Consider the following 22,320-nt stretch of genomic DNA (forward strand, 5'->3'; position numbering starts at 1 on the left):
GGTAAGAGGTGGGGGCGAGAGGCGGGGGGTGAGAGGCGGGGGTGAGGGCGTCAGGAGAACAGGCGGCGCCAGGTCTCCGGGCCCGGGTAGCCGTCCGCCGCGCCGCCGCGCCACCCCTGGGCCCGCTGGAACGCCTCCACGTTCCGCCGGTCCGACTCGCCCCAGCGCGGTCCCGGACCCGAGGTGTAGTACTTGCCGAACCCCTTCTCGACCAGCCGCTTCCCCAGCCGGGTGACGAACACGTTGTCCGCGCCCGGCCGGAACATGGCGCGCCCCGGGTAGCCGAGGACACCGTGCGAGGCGGGTGTCACGGGGGCGGCCGGGGACTTCGGGGTCTCCGGCGCCTCTGGGGTGCCGGGCCTGACGGGCGAGCCGGTCGAGGCGGACGGGCCCGGGCCTCCCGGCCTCCCCGTCGGCCGGTGCACGACGGGGGGCCTCGGCGGGATGGCCGGTGTGCCCTTCGGGCCGGGGCTCCCGGCCGGCGCCGGCGGGATGTCCCTGCCCCTCCCGGTGACCAGGTACGACCAGGTCAACGGGCCCGGAATACCGTCGGCGTGACGGCCGGACCAGCCCTGCGCCCGCTGGAACGCCCGGGTGGCCCTGCGGTCGGCGTCCGACCAGATCGGCCCCGGACCGTCGGTGTAGAAGCGGGCCCCGCCGCGCGCCACCAGCATCTGCCCCAGCCGGGCGACGTGCTTGTTCCGTGCCCCGGGCCCGAAGGCCGCGGCGCCGGGGAAGCGGTCGCCACCGGACGCCCCGGCGGACCCCTTCGCGCCGGGCCTGTCCGCGGGGGCGGCGGGTGCGCCGGCGCCCTCGAAGCCGCCGGTGGAGCCGTCGGAGTCGTCGGAGCCGTTGGCGGCGTCCGTCCCGTCGCCGGAGGAGCCCGCGCCGTCCGGGATCAGCCCCTTGTAGCGGTACGGCACGTAGCGGGTCGCGTTGTTCCAGTACCCGTAGGGGGTGGCCTGCCTGCGGGCGTACGGGCGGGCCGACTCGTAGGCGATGTAGTGGGTCTCCGTGTGGTCCGTCCAGCCGCCGAAGAGGACGACGTGCGAACCCCGGTGCGGGTCCTTCGGATTGTGGAAGAGCAGCATGTCTCCGGGTTCCAGCCGGTCCTTGGAAATCCGCTGCGCGAACTTGTCGAGACTTCCCGTCCATTCGTTCCCGGGGAGGTTCCAGGCCATCGACACAAACCCCGAGCAGTCCTGGCGATAACCGTCGGACCAGTACTCGCGCATGCTGTACGGCACCTCGTCGGCGATCCATTTCTCGGCCCGCTCGATGATCTCGGCGCGGGTGGTGGGCGGTGTCGTCACCCCCTTCGGCGGCTTCTCCCCGCCCGCCGGACGTCCGCCCGGGCCGTGCAGCGGAGCCTTCTTCCCCTGGGGGGTCTTCGGCTCCTCACCTGCGGGAACGACACCGGGACCGGCCGGGCCGTGGGCCGCCGCGACCGCGGGTACGGCATGCGCCGCACCGAGTGCCGCACCGGCGGCGGTGGCCACCACGAGGGCGTTCCTGGCAGTCCTGGCCGCCGGGTGACTCAGATGGGCGTACTGGGTCGAGTACGGCATGACCCGCCGCCAGTGGACACAGCCGGGGCAATCGCAATCGGCCCCCGGATCGATCTCCTCGAATACCGGAGTCTCCATACGATTCCCCTCGCGAACCGACCGAAGAATTCCACGCTTCTGCACGCCCGTCAGTTTCTCAACTGTTCTCCGGTGTCGCATGCTGACGGTCCAAATGATGTACCCGGCCCTGCCCGCCCCGGTCCGCCCCGCCCCGCTCCGCTCCGCTCCGCTCCGAGAGCCTCCCCGCGCCGGCGCCGGCCCGGCGGGGTTCGGGCTCACTTCCGTCGGCGGCGATCGCGGACCCCGCCGCCGACCGTTCGGCCGGCGACCGCAGCACGTCGCGAACATCTGTTCCCCCCTCGTGACGGTTCATCGAGAACGGGCAACTCCCTTTCCATGGAGCGTAGTTACCGAGCAGTTCACTAAAGTCGGTAAGTGACCCGCCGGTAGAGTTTCGTTCATAGAATCCGTTCACGCGCGATCTTGACGGCCGACCCCACCGGCTGCATGATCAGCGCTGAACCAGAGCCGCTTGACCACGAAGAAGTCTCCCCGCAGGTCTTGACCAGTCCTGCACGACTTCTTCACATGAAAAAGCGGGGCACGGGGGTTTCGGGCAGGCACTCCAAAAGCGCCACCCGCCTTCGATGTCGCGCTTCTTCCGTCGTTGCCTTCTGCGCGTTCACGGAACCATCTCCAAAGACCCCCCACCTTCTTTGGGAGCCGTTCATCACCCCCCATCCACTCCCGCTTCCCTCGCACGCCCACCTTCCTCTTTCGTAACCCCTTCCTTCGCCTCATGCCGCTTTTCCGCAGGCGCGAAAGGGGCGCTCACGCCTGCCCGAAAAAGGAATGGTCTCGGCGCCCGGAAAAGCCTCCCGAGAAAAGTTCTTGAAGTCTTGACTTCGCCTCGGAGCGGCTCCATATTGATTCCCGACCACCCCCCCACCTCGAATTCCGCCCTCCCCGGAGGGCTGTTTTCGGGAACACCAAGGAGAGATCAATGGCGATTGCACTCCCGTTCAAGCGCAAGGCGGTCCTGGCCGCTCTTGTGATCACAGCGGCGGCGGCCACCACCGTCACGCTGCCCGGCACGGCCGAGGCCCAGTCGGGCTCCCGTATCTGCGGGAACTACTGGGAGGCCCGTGCCAACGGAAAGACCGTCGGGATCATGGCGAAGGTCCTGGAGGTGCCCAAGGTCGACTTCGGCATCTGCCTGCGTGTCATCGACAAGACGAACAGCATCAACGGCCGGGAGCTCCCGGGCTACGGCAAGGTGACCTGGAACCCCCGCCAGCCCATCCGGTCCTGGACCTGCGAGGACGCCGGCGACCTGTTCAACGACAAGTACGGCAACGACCCGTGCCTGAACATGAACCGGGTCGACCTGATCGGCCAGGTCGCGAACCGCACGCCCGCCGAGTGGTCGCAGGTCTACTGACCATGCGTCGTGGCGCCATGTGGCAGCGCGTCCTGATGTGCGGGGCGCTCGCCCTCGCGACGGTGGTCGGTTCGGAAGGGACCGCGAGCGCGGCCACCCAGTGTTTCAGCCAGAGCCATTCCGACGGCGCGCAGATCGTCCCCGGCACCGGCGGCGGCAACGTCACCCGCTCCATCACACGACAACGGGCCGCCAACACCTGGGACGACTGGGTGTGGCGGGGCACGGAATTCCAGTGCCCCCGGGGCCGTACCTGTGAATACTCGTGGGAGAGGTCGAAGACGACCACCACGGGCTGGGCGGTCGGCGGCGGAACCAATCTGGGCAACACGAGTTCACCGTCCGGCAAGTGGTACAACTTCCTGATTCCCCTCATCGTGGGCTATCAGAAGACCACCCAGATCAACACCACTTTCTCGTGGACCGTCCACCTCAATGGCGGTGACGTGGCACAGCCCATTCAGGTCGCGGTCCGCCGTTGGACCCAGGGCGATTTCTCCGGCGGCTGGGTCCGGACGAACCGGGGCTGCCGGGGCGGCACCGTCTACGAATGGAACGGGAATCTCAGGTTCGGCAACTGGACCCGGAACGTGTTCGAGAAGGAAAAGGTCGGCTACGCCGTCAACGGCCGCATGTGACCGGCCCGCTCCCCATTCCCCCTCCCCCAGCTCGACATTCGCGCGGTAAATCATCCTCCAGGAAAGGACACGATTATGCCCGGTAAAGTGATGTGGCATCGCATGCTGATGTGCGGGGCTCTCGCCGTCGCCACGGTGGCCACGACCGAGGGCACCGCCAGCGCGGCAACCCAGTGCTTCAGCCAGAGCTACTCCGACGGCGCGCAGATCGTCCCCGGCACCGGCGGCGGCAACGTCACCCGCTCCGTCACCCGGCAGCGGGCCGGCAACACCTGGGACGACTGGGTATGGCGCGGCACCGAGTTCCAGTGCCCCCGGAACCGGACCTGCGACTACGCGTGGTCGAAGTCGAAGACCACGAACACCGGTTGGGCGGTCGGCGGCGGAACCGATCTCGGTAACGCCAGCTCGCCCTCCAAGAAGTGGTACAACGTCGTGCTTCCGCTGGTCGGCGGTTATCAGAAGACCACGGAGATCAGCACCAACTTCACCTGGACCGTGCATCTCAACGGCGGTGACGTGGCGCAGCCCATTCAGGTCGCGGTCCGCCGTTGGACCCAGGGCGACTTCTCCGGCGGCTGGGTGAAGACCAACCGCGGTTGCCGCGGCGGCACCACCTACGAATGGAACGGAAACGTCCGCTTCGGCAACTGGACCCGCAACGTGTTCGAGAAGGAAAAGGTCGGCTACGCCGTCAACGGCCGTATGTGATCCGGCAGTTCATCCGTCAAGGCACCCGCATCGAGAGAAGGAGGCACCTATGAGGATCACACGCGTGAAGGGGCGCACGGCGAAGCTGGCGGCCGCCGCCGTGGCGGCCGGGGCACTGTTCGCGATCGCCGTCCCGGGCACCGCCGAGGCCCAGTCGGGTTCCCGGATCTGTGGGAACTACTGGAAGGGCTACTACAACAACGGCCAGCAGGAAGTGCTCTGGTCCAGGGTGATCGAGGTGCCCAAGAGCGACGGCATAGCCTGCCAGCGGGCCATCGACCGGACCGACAAGGTCGGCAACCCGCCAAGCGAGCTGACACGGCTCGGCGTGACCTGGGGCGCCCGGCAGAGACTGCAGAACGTGACCTGTGAGTGGTACTCCCAGGACCTGTTCAACGCCAAGTACGGCGACGACGTCTGCCTGAGCATGCAGCGGGCGGACAACACGTTCCAGGTGAACGGCCGCACGATCAGTCAGTACTGGTACAAGTAGCGGCTCGGCGGGGGTGCTCCGTGGTCGGGAGCACCCCCGCCGCTCCGGTAAAGTTCTTCTCGCGCGCCGCTAGCTCAGTTGGTTAGAGCAGCTGACTCTTAATCAGCGGGTCCGGGGTTCGAGTCCCTGGCGGCGCACCATCCGGAGAGGCCCCTCGCGAGTGGATCGCGAGGGGCCTCTCCGCATGTGCGTATCGCCCCGCACACGCCTCTCGACTCCCCCGCACTCCTCGCGCACCCCCCTCTCGCTTCCCACAGTTCCTCCACCGATGCCCCATTGACCGCGTATGACCGGTAAACGCCGTGTTTCGCATCTTGCGATCAAGATGAACACCATAGAACCCTGGGCCGTAAGAGACTGCGGATACATGGCGGTTGGGGAGCCTTGGGCGGTTTACGCCCTAGGGATGGGGATCTTGGGCTCCCGACGAGGCACGCGCCGCGCGCGCTCAGGCACAAAAGATGCCGAGGGGGCATCAATGCAACCGGATGGTCGTCGTCCCGTGTCTCCATGGTGTAGATCACATGGTGACGATGACCCACTGATGCGTCCGTAACGGTCGAGGGGGACCGATTCGGACGAAAGACCGACGAACACACACTCGAAGTGTGTGCGGGGGGATAACTCATGACGTCGACGCCGACGGGCGCCCGGCACAACCACGACCCATCTGAAACGACCCGGCTCAAGGTGCCGTCGCACCGCACCGGAGCCTTTCGCACACTCAGGAAGACACTTCCGAGATACGACTACGAGCACTACAGCCGCCTCGCCGGCCCGCTCACCCAACCCGACCCGACCAAGCCGTACACGGTGCAGTACCGGTCGCTGATCTCCCAGGAGCCGCACCGCCTCAGGGTCGCCCTGATGCTGGCCGCCGCGCCGCTGCTCTCCCTGGTCCTGCTGGCCTGGCTGCTGCAGCAGGAGCACTGGACCAAGCGTGACTACGTCGAGTACGAGTTCCTGCCCGCCCTCGACATGGTCATGCTGGTCTCGATCGGCCTGATCGAGTTCTTCCGCTGCATGAACGTGCTGTCGAACGCGCACGCCACCCTGGTCGCCCGCGACCCGGTCCCGGTGGTGCCCGAGACCGGCACCAGAGTCGCCTTCCTCACCTCCTTCGTGCCCGGCAAGGAACCGCTGGAGATGGTGACGAAGACCCTGGAGGCCGCGGTGAAGCTCCGCCACCGCGGGCTTCTGCACGTCTGGTTGCTCGACGAGGGCGACGACGCGGACGTGAAGGCGGTCTGCGCGCGCCTGGGCGTGCACCACTTCTCCCGCAAGGGCATCGCGAAGTGGAACCAGCCCACGGGCCCGCACCGCGCCAAGACCAAGCACGGCAACTACAACGCCTGGCTCGACGCGCACGGCGACGACTACGACTTCTTCGCCTCGGTCGACACCGACCACATCCCGCTGCCCAACTACCTGGAGCGGATGCTCGGTTTCTTCCGGGACCCGAACATCGGCTTCGTCATCGGCCCGCAGGTGTACGGCAACTACGACAACTTCGTCACCAAGGCCGCCGAGTCCCAGCAGTTCCTGTTCCACGCGCTGATCCAGCGCGCCGGCAACAAGTACGGCGCCCCCATGTTCGTCGGCACCTCCAACGCCGTACGGATCAAGGCGCTCAAGCAGATCGGCGGGCTGTACGACTCGATCACCGAGGACATGGCCACCGGTTTCGAGATCCACCGCCACAAGAACCCGGCGACGGGCAAGAAGTGGCGCTCGGTGTACACCCCGGACGTCCTCGCGGTGGGTGAGGGGCCCAGCGCCTGGACGGACTTCTTCACCCAGCAGATGCGCTGGTCGCGCGGTACGTACGAGACGATCCTCAAGCAGTACTGGAAGGGCTGGTACTCCCTGCCGCCGACCAAGCTCTTCAACTACACGATGATGATCATCTTCTACCCGATGTCGGCGCTCAACTGGATCCTGGCGGCGCTGAGTTGTGCCCTGTTCCTGGGTCTCGGCGCGTCGGGTGTGAACATCGACCCGGTGGTGTGGCTGATGCTCTACGGCAACGCCTCGGCCCTCCAGATAGGCCTGTACGTCTGGAACCGCCGGCACAACGTCTCCCCGCACGAGCCGGAGGGCTCCGGCGGCGTGGCCGGCATGGTGATGTCCGCGCTGTCGGCACCGCTCTACGCGAAGGCGCTGATCGACTCGGCGCTGCGCCGCAAGAGCAAGTTCGTGGTCACGCCCAAGGGGGACTCGGCGAGCCCCGACCGGTGGTTCGGCACCTTCCGGTACCACTGGTACTTCATCGGGATCTTCGGTGCCTCCATCGCCGCCGGGTTCGTCTTCGGCAACGCGCACCCCGCGATGATCATCTGGGCCACGTTCGCCATGATGATCACCGCCCTCCCCATCTTCGCCTGGCGCTACATGCTGCGGCAGGACAGGAAGAAGGCCGCCGCCGCGGCCGAACTGCAAGGGTCCATGGTGGCGCCGCCCGAGGCGGCTCCCGCACCGTTCGCGCCACACCCCGCACCGCACGCCCCACACACGCCCCACGCTCCCCAGCACAAGCCGAGTTGGGCGGCGTCCGGGTCGGGTGGCGGGGGTAGCGACCAGACCATGCAGATCGCCCTGGGCGGACTTGGGGGACGTAAGGAATGAAGGACCGTGCAGGCCGCCGCCGCGCCCGTCGCCTCGCGATCGGCGCGGCGGTGGTCCTCGCGCTCGCCGGGATGAACGGGCCGTGGGTGTACCGCTTCAGTACCGAGAAGTACCACGAGTACAAGATCAGCAGACCCGAGTACAAGGCGGACAACGGCCACTGGCAGATCGTGGAGTTCCCGGAGAAGTACCGGCAGAACACCATCCATGCCGCGCTGCTGCACACCGGCAAGATCCTGCTGATCGCGGGCTCGGGGAACGACGCCGAGAACTTCGACAAGAAGAAGTTCGACACCCGTGTCTGGGACCCGGTGAAGCAGACGATCAAGCGGGTGCCGACCCCGGCCGACCTGTTCTGCACGGGGCACACCCAGCTGTCCAACGGCAATCTGCTGATCGCCGGCGGCACCAAGCGCTACGAGAAGCTGAAGGGGGATGTCACCAAGGCCGGTGGCCTGATGATCATCCACAACGAGAACCCCGACAAGGGGATGAAGCTGAAGGCGGGGACCAGGTTCGTCGGCAAGGCGAACGGCAAGACGTTCGTCCTCAAGGACACCGTCGAGCTCGAGAAGGCCGTCAAGACCTTCGACCCCGACACCGGCAAGTTCACCGGCAACAAGCCGGGGATCGCCCGCGCCTATGTCGAGGCCGAGCGCAGCGGCAAGAGGTACGAGACGGGAACGGAGGACAACTACAAGGTCGTCGGCCTGAAGGGCGAGGACGCGCGGAACACGTACGGCATCGCGCAGAAACTCGCCCTCGACAAGAAGGACTTCCAGGGGATCAAGGACGCCTACGAGTTCGATCCGGTCGCCGAGAAGTACATCAAGGTCGACCCGATGAACGAGGCGCGCTGGTACCCGACGCTGACGACCCTGTCGGACGGCACCGTCCTGTCGCTGTCCGGCCTCGACGAGATCGGACAGCTGGTCCCGGGCAAGAACGAGATCTACGACCCCGAGACCAGGAAGTGGACGTACACCAAGGACGTCCAGCAGTTCCCGACCTACCCCGCGATCTCCCTGATGCAGAACGGCAAGCTGTTCTACTCGGGCGCGAACGCGGGGTACGGGCCGGACGACATCGGGCGTGACCCCGGGATCTGGGACCTGAAGAGCAACAAGTTCACCAAGGTCCCCGGCATGAGCGACAGCAAGCTGCTGGAGACCGCCGGGACCGTGCTGCTGCCTCCGGCGCAGGACGAGAAGTACATGGTCATCGGCGGGGGCGGGGTCGGTGAGTCGGAGCGGTCCAGCAAGCGGACCCGGGTGATCGATCTGCTGGCCGACCGGCCGCGGTTCGTGGACGGGCCGCGGCTGGCGAAGGGCACGCGGTACCCGCAGGCCTCGATCCTGCCCGACGACACGGTCCTCATCTCCGGTGGCTCGGAGGACTACCGGGGGCGCGGCGACTCGAACATCCTCGAAGCGCGGCTGTACGACGCGAGGACGGGGCAGATGCGCCGGGTGGCCGACCCCCTCGTGGGCCGGAACTACCACTCCGGGTCGATCCTGCTGCCGGACGGCCGGGTCGTGTTCTTCGGGTCGGACTCCCTGTACTCCGACAGGGCCAACACCAAGCCGGGGGAGTTCGAGCAGCGGATCGAGATCTACACGCCGCCGTATCTCTTCCAGGACGCGCGGCCGACGCTGACCGGAGGGCCGAAGACGGTCGCGCGGGGCGGGAAGACGACGTTCGGTACGCGGCACGCGTCGTCGATCGAGTCGGCGCGGCTGATCCGGCCGAGTGCGTCGACGCATGTGACCGATGTGGACCAGAAGTCGATCGAGGTGGACTTCGAGGTGACCGGGGACGAGATCACGGTGACCGTGCCGAAGAACCGGAATCTGGTGCAGTCGGGCTGGTACATGCTGTTCGTGACGGACGACGCGGGCACGCCGAGCGAGGCCCGGTGGGTGAAGGTGCCGTAGGACCCGTGGAGTTCGGGTAGTTCGGTTACTTCGGGCAGTTCGACGGAGTTCGGTTGGTTCGACGGACGCCGAGAACCCCAGGTCGTGGACCTGGGGTTCTCGCGTTCCCCAGCGGGGCCGGGTGTCAGCGCGGGGCGTTCAGGGCCTCGGGAGCGGGTTCGCCGGAGAGGGTCTGCAGGACCGCGCGGACGGCGTCGGTCGCCGCCCGCTCCTGGGCCTCGCGGGTGCTGGCGCCCAGGTGCGGGGTCACCGTCACCTCGTCGAGCGCGAGGAGCGGGGAGTCGGTGCACGGTTCGTCGGCGAAGACGTCCAGCGCCGCGCCGGCGAGGCGGGACTCCCGCAGGGCCGTGTGCAGGGCCGCCTCGTCCACGATGCCGCCGCGGGCGACGTTGGCGAGGTAGGCCGTGGGCTTGACCAGGCGGAGTTCGGCCTCGCCGATGAGGCCCACGGTCTTCGGCGTCCTCGGCACGTGGACGGTGATGAAGTCGGACCGGGAGAGCAGTTCGTCCAGCGGCACGAGCTTGATGCCGTGCTGGTCCGCCGTCTCCGCCGTGGCGTAGGGGTCGTGGCCGAGGACCGTCATGTCGAAGGCGGCCATGCGTCGCGCCACCGCCAGACCGATCCGGCCGAGCCCGACGATCCCCAGGGTCTTGCCCGCGAGTTCGGTGCCGACATGGGTGGCGCGCCGCCAGACGCCGGACCTCAGCTCCCGGCCCGCCGCCTGGATGTCGCGGGCCGCCGCCAGCAGCAGCCCGCACGTCAGCTCGGCGGCGCTGACGACGTTGGCGGCCGGGGCGTTGACCACCACGACGCCGGCCTCGGTGGCGGCGGCGACGTCGATGTTGTCGACGCCCACCCCGGCCCGCCCGACGACGGCGAGGTGGGGAGCCGCGGCCAGCACCTCGGCGTCCACCGTCGTGGCGCTGCGGACGAGGAGTGCGTGGGCCTCGGCCACCGCGCTCAGGAGCCGCGCGCGGTCGGCGCCGTCGCAGTGGCGCACCTCGAACCCGGGGCCGAAGCGCTCCAGGGCGGCCGCCGGCAGGGGGTCGGCGACCAGGACGACACGGGAAGACATCGGATTCTCCCTAGGGGTGGGGGCTGTTGGGCTCGGACCGGGTGCACGCGGGGTGGGGAGCCGCGGCTCAGCTCTGGACGGCCATCGCGATACCGAAGGCGATCATGACCGTGCCGGCGGTGGCGTCGACGTTGCGGCGGACCGAACGGCGCCGCATCCAGGTGCGCAGGCCATGGGCGCCGAGGCTGATCAGGCCGTACCAGATCACCGCCTCCAGCGCGTTGACCGCGGCCAGCGCGGTGCCCATGAGCGCGGGCGAGACCCCTTCGGGGATGAACTGCGGGATCGTGGCGCCGTAGAAGACGCCGACCTTGGGGTTGGCGAGGTTGTTGAGCATGCCCCGGCCGAAGGAGCGCCACAGCGAGGCGGCCTCCGGTTCGAGGTCGGCGTCGCCCTCCTTGGCCGCGCCGATGGCCCGCGCCGAGCGCCACAGTCCGATGCCCAGCCAGACCATGTAGGCGGCGCCGACGATCCGGAACACGGTGTACGCCGTCTCGGAGGCGGCGAGCAGCGCGCCGACGCCGACCGCGATGGCCGCGCCCCACATGACGGCGCCGACGCCCACGCCCACGCCGGTGATGAACCCGTGGAGCCGACCGCGCGCGACGGTGTTGCGGATGACCAGCGCGGTGTCCACGCCCGGCATGATCACCAGCAGGGCTGACACCAGGGCGAACGAGACCAGTGCCTGGAGGACTGACACGCTTACACTCCTGTCTTCTCGGCCGTGACCCCGGTGATCTCGGCCAGGGGGATTCCGTCACGCGTGAGGCCGCGCAGCCAGTTGCGGTAGAAGATCCGTCCGGGGGCCTGCCAGTTCTCCACGGGCGCGGCGGACGGGTCGTCGTCGGGGAAGTAGTTGACCGGGAGGGCGATGTCCGCGCCCTTGGCCGCGTCGCGCCGGTACTGCCGCAGCAGGGTGTCGGGGTCGTACTCCGGGTGCCCGGAGACATACAGCTCCCGGCCCTCCCGGCCGACCGCGATGTGCACCCCGGACTCCGGCGACTCCACCAGGATCCGCAGCTCCTCGGTCTTCTCGAAGTCGGCGCGGAGGTTCTCGGTGTGGCGCGACTGCGGCACCGCGACGACCGGCTCGATGTCCGCCAGCAGCGGGCAGGAGGGGTCGGTGAGCCGGTTGGGGAAGTTCCCGAACAGCTTGGCGGGCAGCTCGTGCTTGGGGATGCCGTAGCGGTGGTACAGCGCGGCCTGGGCGCCCCAGCAGACGTACTGGGCCGAGGTGACGTGCTCCTGCGCCCAGTCCATGATGCCGCGCAGCTCGTCCCAGTACGTGACCTGCTCGAAGGGGAGGAGTTCGACGGCGGCGCCGGTCACGACCAGGGCGTCGAAACGACGGTCGGCGACGTCCTCGTGCGTCAGGTAGTGCTCCTTCAGGTACGCCTCGGGCGTGCTCCTGGACACGTGGTCCCGGGGGCGCAGGAGGGTGACGCGTACGGGGAGCCCGGCGCCGGACAGCAGCCGCAGCAACTGGGTCTCGGTGACCGGCTTGTCCGGCATCAGGTTGAGGATCGCCAGTTCGACGGCCGGGGTCGCGGGGGCGGTGCCGCGCGGCTCGACGGTGACGGTGACGCCTTCGGCGGCGAGCCGGTCGACGGCGTCGATCGGGGTGGGGACGATGAGGGTCACGGTGCGGGACTCCCGGCGGTCTCGGTCTCGGTCTGGTTCACGCTCACGGTCTGGTTCACGGTCTCGGTCACGGCGGCGGCCACGGCGTCGAGTTCGGCCAGTACGGCGGTGACGCACCGGTCGGCGTCCGCCAGCGCGCGGTTGCGGCCCCCGGGGGACGGCACGTAGTGGTTGTAGAAGGTGGCCCCCTCGCAGAGCGGGCCGAGGACGCGGACCTTCCGGTCGGGTCGTCCGTCGGCGCCGACGGGATGCTGGTCCACCGTGATGTCGACCCCGCGGCTGCTGAGGGCCCCCGGACGGTGCCTGCGGATACGCCCGCTCGCCATGAGACCGGCCAGCAGCGGGCTGCCGGTCGCCTCCACGTCGGGCTGGCCCGAGGTGGCGTACGCCAGCCAGTCCGCCGGTGCGGCGTGGGCGGTGCCGAGGCGGGTGGAGGAGATCCGCCACACCGTCCCGTCCCACTCGACGCGCGGCGCGGGCCCGAAGGGCACGCTGACGATCCCGGCCTCCAGCAGGGCGAGGAGTTCCTCGTGCCGGTCGAGCTGGGGGCCCGTCACCGAGCGGTTGAGCGTGGCGGTGAAGGAGCCGTAGAACTCGTCGTGGGAGGGCTCGTCCAGGCCACCGAAGTCGACGGCGTGGCGGACGACGTCGCGCAGGTCGCGCAGGACTTCGAGGCCCGCCTTGGTGGGGCTGCCGCCGAGGCCCAGCCGCGCCTCGACCAGGTCCGACCGCAGCCGCTCCTCGTACCACTTGCGGTAGGCGTCGGCGGAGTCGAACTCGGCGCTGTCGGGGAAGAGCAGTTCCTGCGGGTCGAAGTGGCCGAACCGCTCGGCGTGTGCGAGGTCCAGCGCGTTCAGCTCGTCGTCCAGGGTTCCCTCGTCCGCCGCCGCGCGGAGCCGCTCCGTCAGGGCCCGCTCGGCGTCGGTTCCCCCGGCGAGGGCCGCGCCGCGCCGGTGGAAGGCGCCGCGCATCTCGGCGCGGATCAGGGGGAGCAGGTCGCCGTGCAGGTCCAGGGGGCGGTCGCCCCCGGCGGCCCGGAGACGGTCGAGGGTCTCGGGCGTGAACACCACCGGCCGGTACGGTCCGTCGGTGCGGTTGTCGGCGGGCCGGGCCCGGAAGGGGATGCCGGTGCGGGAGAACAGCAGGATGCTCGGTTCCCGTCCGCTGGGCAGATAGCGCAGGCCGCCTTCGACGGCCTCGTACCGGCCGCCCCGGCCGAGGGTGAGCGACGCGAGGACGTCCATGGCCGACAGGCCGGTGCCGCCGAGGGCCACGGTCTGGCCGGCGGTGACGTCCTCGAAGGCCCGGGCGGGCGGGTAGATCTCGTGGATCCGCCGGGACGCTCCCGGCGCCCCGGGGTCGTGGGCGGCCGGCGGGGTGTGGCCGGTGGTGAGGAAGACCGTGTCCACCCGCAGGGTCTCGCCGCTGTCCAGGGTGATCAGCCGGGAGTCGTCCGGGCCGGCGGACAGGCTGGTCGCCGTGGCGCGGTGGAACCGTATCTCCACGTTCTGGGGGACGCGGTCGAGGAGGCGCCGCAGGAACCAGCGGAGGTACTCGCCGAGCACCCGCCGGGGCAGGAAGTCGTCCGGGCGCACCGGCCGGCCCTCGGCGCCGAGCGTGTGGCCGTCCTCGGCCACCTTCAGACCGCGGGCCGTCACCCACTCGTAGAGGTCGGGGCCTCGGTCACCGACGGCCGCGCCCACCGTGGCCTCTTCGGGGAAGAGGCTCACCTGGGCGCAGACGGTGTTGAGCAGCAGGTGGTCGGGCTGGTCCACGGCGTGGATGCCGACGCCGCTGCCGTCGGGGTCGATCACCTCGACCACGAGCCGGCGGCCCGCCCGGTCCGGCCGGGCGGCGAGGGTGACGAGGCGTTCGAGGACACCGATGCCGCGCGAGCCGAGCCCGATGATGCCGATGGTGCCCGTGACCGGGGTCTGCCGAACCGGCGTCGTCCGAACCGCCGTCGTCCGAACCGCCGTCGTCTGAACGGGCTCTGCCTGCAAGGGAGTTGTCCGGGAGGAAGTCGTCACCACCGCTCGGTCTCCCCGAAGAAGTCGGCGATGGCGGTGACGCGGCCGGACTCGGCGGCCACGCGGTGCACTTCGAGCCCCACGGCGAGGTCCAGGACGCCCAGGCCGAAGGGGGAGAAGATGACCGGCTTGTCCGTGCCGACCGTGGCCTCCCCGTTGATCACCTCGGCGAGGGTGCCGGTGATGAAGTCCCGGTTGCCGTACTTCTGTTCGGCCAGATGAGGTGAGGTGTCGGCCTTGAGGCAGTGGTCGACGTCGTCCAGCACGTTGTAGGAGTCGGCGATGATCTCGGGTCCGATGTCCCGCAGGGAGATGTTGAGGACGATCTGCCCGGGGGCGAAGGCGTCGGTGTCGAGGACGTACGGCTCCCCGGCCGTGGTCGCGAAGACGACCAGGTCGGCGCCGGACACGGCTTCCTGGAGGGTGCCGGCGTAGGACGCCGGGTACTGGAGCCGCTCGGTGGCGTGGGCCGCCAGCGCGCTGCCGTACTCCTGGCTCAGGTCGTGCACCGCCACCTGTTCGAACGACCACTGCTCGGCGTGGAAGAACTCCAGGATGTTGCGGGCGATGATGCCCGCGCCCACGACCGCGAGCCGGCCGCCCCGGCGTCCCTCGGCGAGGACGTTCGCCGCGAGGACGGCCGACGCGGCCGTGCGGGCGGCGCTGATCTGCGAGGCCTCCAGCAGCGCGAACGGGTAGCCGGTCGTGGCGTCGTTCAGGACGAGGGTGGCCGAGGCCCGGGGTATGCCGCGCTCGATGTTGGCCGGGAAGCTCGCGATCCACTTGATGCCGGCGACCTCGCGCTCGCCGTCGAGGTAGGCGGGCAGGGCGATGATCCGGTCCCCCGGCTTCTCGGGGAAGCGGAGGAAGTAGCTGTCCGGGTTCACGGAACGGCCGGCGTGGTGGGCGAGATAGGTGTCGCGCACGACCCGGACGATGTCCTGGCGGCTGTCCCGGACGATGTCCTGGACCGTACGGCCGCCGACGACATCAAATTCGAACATGGTGACTCCTTCAACTGCTGGTCAGGTTGCGCGAGAGGGCGAGGACGCCGTGGGCTGATGGGGCGACGGAGCCGCGGGGCGACAGAGCCGCGAGCCACGCGACGGTGAGGCCACGCGACGGTGAGGCGACGCCGTCCTCCCGGTCAGTCGTCGACGGCACCGAAGCGCTCGTCGACCCAGGCGTCGTCGTAGATCGTGTCGAGGTAGCGCTCGCCGAGGTCCGGGCTGATGGCGACCACCGACGCGCCCCGGGGGATGTCGTGACGTCTGGCCGCGACGGCGGCGAGCACCGAACCGGTGGAGCCGCCGGCGAGGACGCCCCGTCCGGTCGCCAGCCGTCGGCACATGCGCACGGCCTCGGACTCCGGCACCATGACGACCTCGTCGACGAGCCCGTCACGGAAGATCTCCGGACGCCGGCTCGTGCCCAGGCCGGGGATGTGCCGTCGGGCGGGAGGAGAGTCGAAGGTGACCGAGCCGACCGTGTCGACGGCGACGACACGGGTCTCGGGCGAGTACTCGCGGAAGTACTCGGCGCAGCCCATGAGCGTGCCGGTGGTGCCGGCGCCCACGAAGAGCACGTCGACCTCGCGCTCCTTGAGCAGGGCGGGGGCGGTGCGCCGGTAATGGGCGCGCGGGTTGGCCTCGTTGGCGTACTGGTTGGGCCACACCAGGCCCGGGTCCTCGCGCAGCCGGGCGTGGATGTGGTCGATCCGGGACTGGAGGAAGCCGCCGTTGGCGTCCCTGCGGTCGACGACGACGACCTCGGCGCCGTACGCCCGCATCAGACGGATGCTCATGGTCGCGGTGTTGGGGTCCGCGACGCAGGTGAACCGGTAACCGCGGGCCGCGCAGACCGAGCTGAGCGCGATACCGAGGTTGCCGGAGGACGACTCGATGACCCGGCCGCCGGGCTTGAGTACGCCGCGGTTCTCCAGGTCCTCCAGCAGGCCCACGGCCGCCTTCAGTTTGATGGACCCGGCGGGGTTGAGTCCTTCGATCTTGAGCGTGAGGTCGACCTCGCCGATGAAGCCGCTCAGGTCGAGGAAGAGGTCGTCGAGTACCAGGTCATACGCATTACGAAAGATCATCGAGCACCTTCGGAAACGGGTTGAACGTGACGGAGGTGGTACGAGTGCGTGCGATGGCTGCCTCCACGGCACGGCTGCGACGCCCCGGACGCGGCATGGGCATGACTGTGGACTCCCATGGACCGTTTTCGGACATGGGCATGCCAAGATTGCGCGCATGGTCGTCGTAGGACGTGACGTGGAGGTGGCGCGAAGGTGATCCGGAGCGGGTGCGCCGACGGAGTGCCGTTGCCCCCTCCGCTTCAGAGGTCAGAAGGGCGCGGTCTCAGCCGTCGATGGCGCCCGGCGCACCGGAGAGTGGACCGGCACGACAGAGCCGGAGGTGCGCCCGACATCGCCCGGACGGACAGGAACCGGTCCGGGCGGCGGCGGAAGGGCCTTCCCGGACGAGACGGGTCGCCGACGTCGGGCGAGAGGTCGAGGGGTGATCACCGCGACGAAGACGGAGTTCCGTCCGCCCTGCCGACAGGGCGACGACTGAGGCTAAGTGATAGTCCGTCTGCTCGCGGACCGAGGCCCCCGATGGCCCGGAGCGGCATTCCCTCGGTGCGGCAACCGCACGCGTGACGTGCACGCCTTTCCCCTTCCCCCGTTGGCGGCAACCGTGTTGCCCTTGCGTCACGGACGGCGCCCGAGGCGCCCATCCGTGATCTTGAAGAAACCTTAGCCCACTATCCGTGACCGGTCTATGACAACAGCGTTAACGGTCAGCATAGGCATGCCTAAGTCCGTGGGCCACCATCGTCATCCGGACGCCCTGGCCAGATCCAGCGCGTATTCCGGCCACCACTCCCCCGCCTTCGGCCCGCCCTTGCATTCCCCGTCCGACTCTCCCGGGCGCTTGACCCAGAGATACGCGTCCACGAGAGGGTCCGCGGTCTTCGTCGTCGGGGTCTCCCCGAGGGCCCGCCCCGGCGGGTTGCACCAGCGTTCGTCCTCGTCGCCCTCGCTCCAGGGGCCGTTGCCGTTGCGGCTGGTGTCGATGACGAAGGGCTTGTCCCCGATCTTCGAGGAGAGCTGCTTGCCGTACGCGATGGAGTCCTCGGTGGTGTAGAAGTTCGAGACGTTGACGGCGAAGCCGTCGGCCTGTTCGACGCCCGCCCACTTGAGGGGGTCGTAGATCTCGTCGGGGTCGCCCCAGCCGGCGTTGCCCGCGTCCAGGTACACCTTCGTGTTCTTCAGCGCGCCCAGCGTCTCGATCGCGCCCTTCAACAGGTCGTACCGCTCCTCGTGGAACTCCTCCGGCGTACACCCGTCCACCACGTGGAGCACGGCGTCGGGCTCCAGGACGATCGTGGCCGGACGGTCCCCGATGCCCCGGGCCACGCCGTCGATCCACGCCCGGTACGCGTCCCCGTCGGCCGCGCCGCCGCCGGAGTACTGGCCGCAGTCGCGGTGCGGGATGTTGTAGAGGACGAGGACCGCGTCCCGGTCGGCCTTCTCCGCGGCCTCGGTGAAGCCCTTGGCCTCCTGCTCCGGGTTCTCCGGGCCTATCCACTCGCCGGTCGGCTGCTCGGCGATCCTGCGGATCAGCTTGGCGTCCTTGTCCTTGCCGGCCTTCTCGTAGGCGGCGACCTGCGCCGCCGCGTTCCCCTCCGGATTGACCCAGAACGGGTCCGTGCCGTTCGGCTGTTGGGTGATGCCGGAACCGGAGGCTCGGTCCTTCTCGCCGTCACCGTCGTCCCCCCCGGAACAGCCGGCGATCAGTAACGCCATCCCCACCACCGCCACGGACGCCCGAAACCCGGCCCCCCTGCTGCCGTACATCCAACTCCCCCTTGGGTGCACCGTGTCGTAAGCCCCAATCCTGACATAAGTCCCGCCTCGCCCACGAGGTCATCACCACCCGCCGAGCGCCAACACCCGGGCAGGCAGGGCCCTGAACACCCCCGCACCGCCACCACCTGTCCCCATGACAGAGAGTCACGGCCTGTCGACTTGGCGTCAAACAACCTCTGGCCGGTGACGTCCCCCCGCTCCAGAGTCGCAGTCGAACGGCCCACGCCACCGGCCCGTCACCCCCTCCGAGGGCTCCTCACCCCTGGACCTCCCGCGCCGGCGCCGGGTCACTCCCGCGGCCCGAGCACTCGCGGTCGAGGACCGGCCCGGTCGGCGGCCCCGGGGGGAGCGGGTCGCCGACCGGGCCGGGAGCACGCGGTGCACGCGGTGCACGCGGTGCCGGGGGGGCGTACCACCGAGGCCGCCGCGTTGGTCACTTTCAGGTCAAAGTCCCTTGCGTACGACCGGAGTTCGGTTGGGCTCGCAAGGCACTGCGTCGGTCAGGGTCCCGTTCCGCTCAGGTAGGCGTTGACGACGACATTCGCCGTGTAGGTGCGGCTCGCCTTGTCGAAGGTGCCGCCGCAGGTGACGAGTCGGAGTTCGGCGCGCCCGGACTGCCGTACGCCGTAGGCCTGTCGGGCGTCGAACTCGTCGCGGCCCATGACCTGGACGTCGTCCACGGTGAACTCGGCCATCCGGCCGTCGCTGCGGGCCACCCGGATCTTCTCGCCGACGCGCAGCGCGCTCAGCTTGTAGAAGACGGCCGGCCTGGTCTCGGTGTCGACGTGCCCGACGAACAACGCGGCACCCGTCGCGCCGGGACGCGCACCGCCGGCGTACCAGCCGACGACGCCCGGCTGGGCGTAGGACGGCGGTTCGACCGCCCCGTCCCGGTCGAGGCCGCGTGCCACCACCGGCGCCTGCACGCCCATCGAGGGGATGTCCAGCCGCTGCGGCCGCGCACCGCTCAACGGCTCGGCGGCGGGCGGCAGTTCGGCCTGGGCGGGCCGCCCCACGGCGGCCACGTCACCGGTCGTCGGCGCGGAGGTGCCCGGCCGTACGCCGGTGACCTCGCGGCCCCACAGCCACAGCCCGAGCAGCAGCACGGCCCACGCGACACCGGCGATGACGCGACCGGTCCCGCCGCCGGTCCCGCCGCCGAACCGGCCTTCGCCACCGTTGTCGTTGTCTTTGTCTTTGTCGTTGCCGCCGGCGTTGCCGCTGATCTTGTCGAGATGGTCCCGTCCGTACACGGTGACCCCCTACTCCGTGCGGCGATCGCGGCCCCGGCGCGCGCCACGCGCCACGACCGCCACCGCCGCGACCCCGGCGAGGACCAGGCCGACCACCGCGTGGCGGGCGCCGGGACCGGTGTGCCGGGCGTCGTCCGTGGAGTTGGCCGGGTCGTCCGAACCCCGCGCGTCCACCGGATCGGCCGCCGCGAGCTGGGCCGCCGCTCCGCCGCCGCCCGCGCGGACGGGGGCGACCGGGGAGGAGGGGGACGAGGGCCGCCGGTCGGCCGACCGCTCGCCCACCGACCGCTCGCCCACCGGTCGCTCGCCGGCCGGCCGCTCGGCCGACGGTTCGGCCGACGGCGGCGATTCGGTCGACTGCGATTCGGTCGACGCCGGGCCGGGCCGCGCCGGGCCGGTTCGCACCGGGCCGGATCGCGACGGGCCGGATCGCGACGGCATGGCCGTCGGGGGTTTCGTACCCTTCGGGGGTCTCGTGCCCGTCGTGGGCTTCCCGCCGCCGACCCTGATCGCGCTCGTGATCTTGTCCTGCCTGCCGTCGCAGGTGACCCGTACCTCGTAGGTGCCGGGATCGAGCGAGGAGCGGACGCGGGTCTCCCCGGCGAGCGTGCCGGGGGTCCTGCCGGTGATCTGGGTGAGCCGCGCGTCCGTGACGAACGCGGTCGAGGCGGCCGTTCCCGTCCTCCCGCCGCAGCCCCTGGCCCGCACCTGGATGTCGGTGCCGGGGACCGGTGAGGCCGGCACCACCGAGACGTTCCCCGAGACGTTCCCCGAGTCCGTCGCGTGAGCCGAGGGCGCCCACGCGGCCAGCGCCGTCGCGACCACCGCTCCGGCACAGAGAGTGACTCGTACTGAGCCCATGGTGAACCTCCAGACACACCCGAGACTCCCCCGGCGGACGCCGGGACGCATCCGGGGAGGCGCCCCTGCTGCTCCGTACGGGTGTCAGGGGGTTTATCCGGGCCGAGCGACTCGGCGGCCCCGCCCGAGGATCAGACGCGGTCCACGAGATCCGCGATCGAGTTCACGACCGTCGAGGGGCGGTAGGGGAACTTCTCGATCTGCTCGGGGGTCGTCAGACCGGTGAGAACGAGGAAGGTCTCCATCCCGGCCTCGATGCCCGCGAGGACGTCCGTGTCCATACGGTCGCCGATCATCGCGCTGGTCTCGGAGTGCGCGCCGATCGTGTTCAGGCCGGTGCGCATCATCAGGGGATTGGGCTTGCCCGCGAAGTAGGGCTTCTTCCCGGTCGCCTTGGTGATCAGCGCGGCCACCGCTCCGGTCGCGGGCAGCGCGCCCTCGGCCGAGGGGCCGGTCTCGTCCGGGTTGGTGGCGATGAACCGGGCTCCGTCGTTGATCAGCCGAACCGCCTTCGTCATGGCCTCGAAGGAGTAGGTGCGGGTCTCGCCGAGGACCACGTAGTCGGGCTCGTGGTCGGTGAGGACGTACCCGATGTCGTGCAGCGCGGTCGTCAGGCCCGCCTCGCCGATGACGTACGCCGTGCCGCCGGGCCGCTGGTCGTCCAGGAACTGGGCGGTCGCCAGGGCGGAGGTCCAGATGTTCTCCACGGGCACGTCCAGGCCCATGCGAGAGAGACGGGCGTGCAGGTCGCGCGGGGTGTAGATCGAGTTGTTGGTGAGCACCAGGAAGGGGCGGCCGGAGTCGCGGAGCTTCTTTATGAAGGCGTCGGCGCCGGGAATCGGCACGCCCTCATGGATGAGCACCCCGTCCATGTCGGTGAGCCACGACTCGATGGGCTTGCGCTCTGCCATGTGCGATCTCCTGCCGGCCTCTGTCGATACCTGCCGTACGTCCGTACATCCGTACGTCGGGGTCCGCCCCACCCTAGTGAGCCCTGGCCGAAAAGAGGAGGCCGATCTTGGCCGCTGAGACCGGGGTTGCTTCAGGTCAGCGGGGGTGTGGGGGGCGGGGGCCAGGGGGCAGGGGGCGGCGTGGCGGTCAACGGGCTCGTCTGCGGACCGTCGCCGTCAGGAGGCCGCCGACGGCCAGGAGCAGGAGGCCGGTCACGTAGGGGAGGGCGGCGCGCATGCCCGAGGCGGCCAGTTCGTCGGGGTACGGCCGCCGCTCGGCGGGTACGGCCGCGCCGCCGCCCTCTTTCGCCGCGCCACCGCCGTCTTTCGCCTCGCCGCCGCCCTCCTTCGCCGCGCCACCGCCCTCTTTCACCGCGCCACCGCCTTCCTTCGCCGCGCCGCCGCCGTCCTGGTCGGCCTCCGCCCCCTCCTCCTCCCCGTCCTCCCCGTCCTCCCCGTCGGTGATCCGGAAGCGGTAGTCGTTCGACTCCCCCACCCACGCGCCGTCGTCACCACGTCGCTCGACCACGGCCGCCTTCGCCACGACCTCGTTCGGCACGGCCGCGTCGGAGGTGAGGGAGAGGCGGACCTTGACGGCGAGGGTGCGGCCGGGCGGCACGGTGAAGCCGGTTCCGCCGCCGTCACCGTCCCCGCCGAGCACGCCGACCAGTTCGTCCGCGTCGGTCCGTTCGAAGGTCACCGGCCGGGAGGTGGTGTCCTCGGCGTCGTCGTAGAACTCCAGCTGCGGCTGTGTCCGCTTCAGGGTGCGCGCGTCGTCGACCAGCACGACCACCGGGTGGATGTTCCCGCAGGTCCGGGAGGTGGTGTTGGTGAGCTCCACCGCCCAGGTGTGGAAGCCGCCGCCGGCGACGTAGGTGGGGGGGCCGCCGCGGATACGGGTCCGGATGGGGAAGGCGCCGCTGTCGTCACCCACGCAACTGGGCCGCCGCGGGTCCGCCTCGGGCGCGGGCGCCGCCGCCGCGGGACCACTGACGAGCGCGCCTGCGGCGGCTAGGGCAAGGGTCAGGCACGTACACAGTCGCATGAACACATGACCATGCCACTCACCCGCGCGGGGAAGCCCCGCCACGCCCCGGGGCCATGGGATCAGGCCGCAATCTCCGCTCGATCAGCGCAGCCGCCGACTCGCTCAGGACACGGGGGACGACCGGTCTCAGGGGGCGGCGGGCACCGTGCATCGCTCTCAGCCGCGCGGGAAGCGT

The 22,320-nt window shown here is 70.1% G+C and carries 17 protein-coding genes, 1 tRNA gene and 1 pseudogene; 7 read left to right on the forward strand and 12 right to left on the reverse strand.

From position 1 onward, the window contains the following. Positions 1-50: 50 nt before the first annotated feature. A complete protein-coding gene (locus RM704_RS36100) occupies positions 51-1,646 on the reverse strand; it encodes a peptidoglycan-binding protein (protein WP_033531194.1) in 1,596 nt (531 codons plus the stop codon). Positions 1,647-2,571: 925 nt separating this feature from the next. Here RM704_RS36100 and RM704_RS36105 point away from each other — a divergent pair. The 7 genes from RM704_RS36105 to glxA all read left to right on the forward strand — a co-directional run bounded on the left by RM704_RS36105 (position 2,572) and on the right by glxA (position 9,410). Then, positions 2,572-3,009 carry a hypothetical protein gene (locus RM704_RS36105; protein WP_033531193.1) on the forward strand — a complete coding sequence of 146 codons (438 nt, stop codon included), beginning with the start codon at positions 2,572-2,574 and terminating at the stop codon, positions 3,007-3,009. Positions 3,010-3,011: 2 nt separating this feature from the next. Beyond that, a complete protein-coding gene (locus RM704_RS36110) occupies positions 3,012-3,647 on the forward strand; it encodes a hypothetical protein (protein WP_033531192.1) in 636 nt (211 codons plus the stop codon). Between the two features lie 75 nt (positions 3,648-3,722). Continuing rightward, positions 3,723-4,358 carry a hypothetical protein gene (locus RM704_RS36115; protein WP_033531191.1) on the forward strand — a complete coding sequence of 212 codons (636 nt, stop codon included), beginning with the start codon at positions 3,723-3,725 and terminating at the stop codon, positions 4,356-4,358. 49 nt (positions 4,359-4,407) lie between these two features. Next, positions 4,408-4,851, forward strand: a complete 444-nt coding sequence (locus RM704_RS36120; RefSeq protein WP_033531190.1) for a hypothetical protein — start codon at positions 4,408-4,410, stop codon at positions 4,849-4,851. A gap of 63 nt (positions 4,852-4,914) precedes the next feature. Beyond that, positions 4,915-4,991: transfer RNA gene (locus tag RM704_RS36125), tRNA-Lys, on the forward strand. A 487-nt stretch (positions 4,992-5,478) separates the two neighbouring features. Further along, positions 5,479-7,476: a glycosyltransferase family 2 protein gene (locus RM704_RS36130; RefSeq protein WP_033531189.1), complete on the forward strand. Its 1,998-nt coding sequence runs from the start codon at positions 5,479-5,481 to the stop codon at positions 7,474-7,476. Beyond that, on the forward strand, positions 7,473-9,410 hold the full coding sequence (gene glxA, locus RM704_RS36135; protein ID WP_033531188.1) for a radical copper oxidase GlxA: 1,938 nt from the start codon (positions 7,473-7,475) through the stop codon (positions 9,408-9,410). Before RM704_RS36130 ends, glxA begins: the two co-directional genes overlap by 4 nt. A gap of 136 nt (positions 9,411-9,546) precedes the next feature. Here glxA and RM704_RS36140 read toward each other — a convergent pair. From RM704_RS36140 to RM704_RS36190, 11 genes and pseudogenes are all read right to left on the reverse strand, one after another. Beyond that, positions 9,547-10,485: pseudogene (locus RM704_RS36140) on the reverse strand (hydroxyacid dehydrogenase); the annotation flags it as partial. Between the two features lie 67 nt (positions 10,486-10,552). Then, the gene (locus RM704_RS36145) at positions 10,553-11,188 is read right to left on the reverse strand and encodes a LysE family translocator (protein ID WP_033531187.1); all 636 of its coding nucleotides are present in this window, start codon (positions 11,186-11,188) and stop codon (positions 10,553-10,555) included. Positions 11,189-11,190: 2 nt separating this feature from the next. Then, positions 11,191-12,129, reverse strand: a complete 939-nt coding sequence (locus RM704_RS36150; protein WP_052146437.1) for a homoserine O-succinyltransferase — start codon at positions 12,127-12,129, stop codon at positions 11,191-11,193. Next, a complete protein-coding gene (locus RM704_RS36155) occupies positions 12,126-14,132 on the reverse strand; it encodes an FAD/NAD(P)-binding protein (protein WP_052146436.1) in 2,007 nt (668 codons plus the stop codon). Before RM704_RS36155 ends, RM704_RS36150 begins: the two co-directional genes overlap by 4 nt. A 23-nt stretch (positions 14,133-14,155) precedes the next feature. Continuing rightward, the gene (sbnB, locus tag RM704_RS36160) at positions 14,156-15,163 is read right to left on the reverse strand and encodes a 2,3-diaminopropionate biosynthesis protein SbnB (protein ID WP_033531186.1); all 1,008 of its coding nucleotides are present in this window, start codon (positions 15,161-15,163) and stop codon (positions 14,156-14,158) included. Positions 15,164-15,306: 143 nt separating this feature from the next. Further along, positions 15,307-16,254 carry a 2,3-diaminopropionate biosynthesis protein SbnA gene (gene sbnA, locus RM704_RS36165; RefSeq protein WP_033531185.1) on the reverse strand — a complete coding sequence of 316 codons (948 nt, stop codon included), beginning with the start codon at positions 16,252-16,254 and terminating at the stop codon, positions 15,307-15,309. A gap of 744 nt (positions 16,255-16,998) precedes the next feature. After that, positions 16,999-18,021 carry a glycoside hydrolase family 6 protein gene (locus tag RM704_RS36170; RefSeq protein ID WP_052146435.1) on the reverse strand — a complete coding sequence of 341 codons (1,023 nt, stop codon included), beginning with the start codon at positions 18,019-18,021 and terminating at the stop codon, positions 16,999-17,001. A gap of 512 nt (positions 18,022-18,533) precedes the next feature. After that, positions 18,534-19,160 (reverse strand): class F sortase, encoded by a 627-nt coding sequence (locus RM704_RS36175; protein WP_052146458.1) that lies wholly within the window; start codon positions 19,158-19,160, stop codon positions 18,534-18,536. A 135-nt stretch (positions 19,161-19,295) separates the two neighbouring features. Beyond that, positions 19,296-20,147: a hypothetical protein gene (locus tag RM704_RS36180; RefSeq protein ID WP_033531184.1), complete on the reverse strand. Its 852-nt coding sequence runs from the start codon at positions 20,145-20,147 to the stop codon at positions 19,296-19,298. A gap of 131 nt (positions 20,148-20,278) precedes the next feature. Beyond that, on the reverse strand, positions 20,279-21,058 hold the full coding sequence (locus tag RM704_RS36185) for an HAD-IIA family hydrolase (RefSeq protein ID WP_033531183.1): 780 nt from the start codon (positions 21,056-21,058) through the stop codon (positions 20,279-20,281). Between the two features lie 187 nt (positions 21,059-21,245). Then, entirely contained in the window at positions 21,246-22,142 is an 897-nt protein-coding gene (locus RM704_RS36190; RefSeq protein ID WP_033531379.1) for a hypothetical protein, read from the reverse strand. Positions 22,143-22,320 lie beyond the last annotated feature (178 nt).

Source organism: Streptomyces gottesmaniae, assembly GCF_031845845.1.
Classification (GTDB): Bacteria; Actinomycetota; Actinomycetes; order Streptomycetales; family Streptomycetaceae; genus Streptomyces; species Streptomyces akebiae.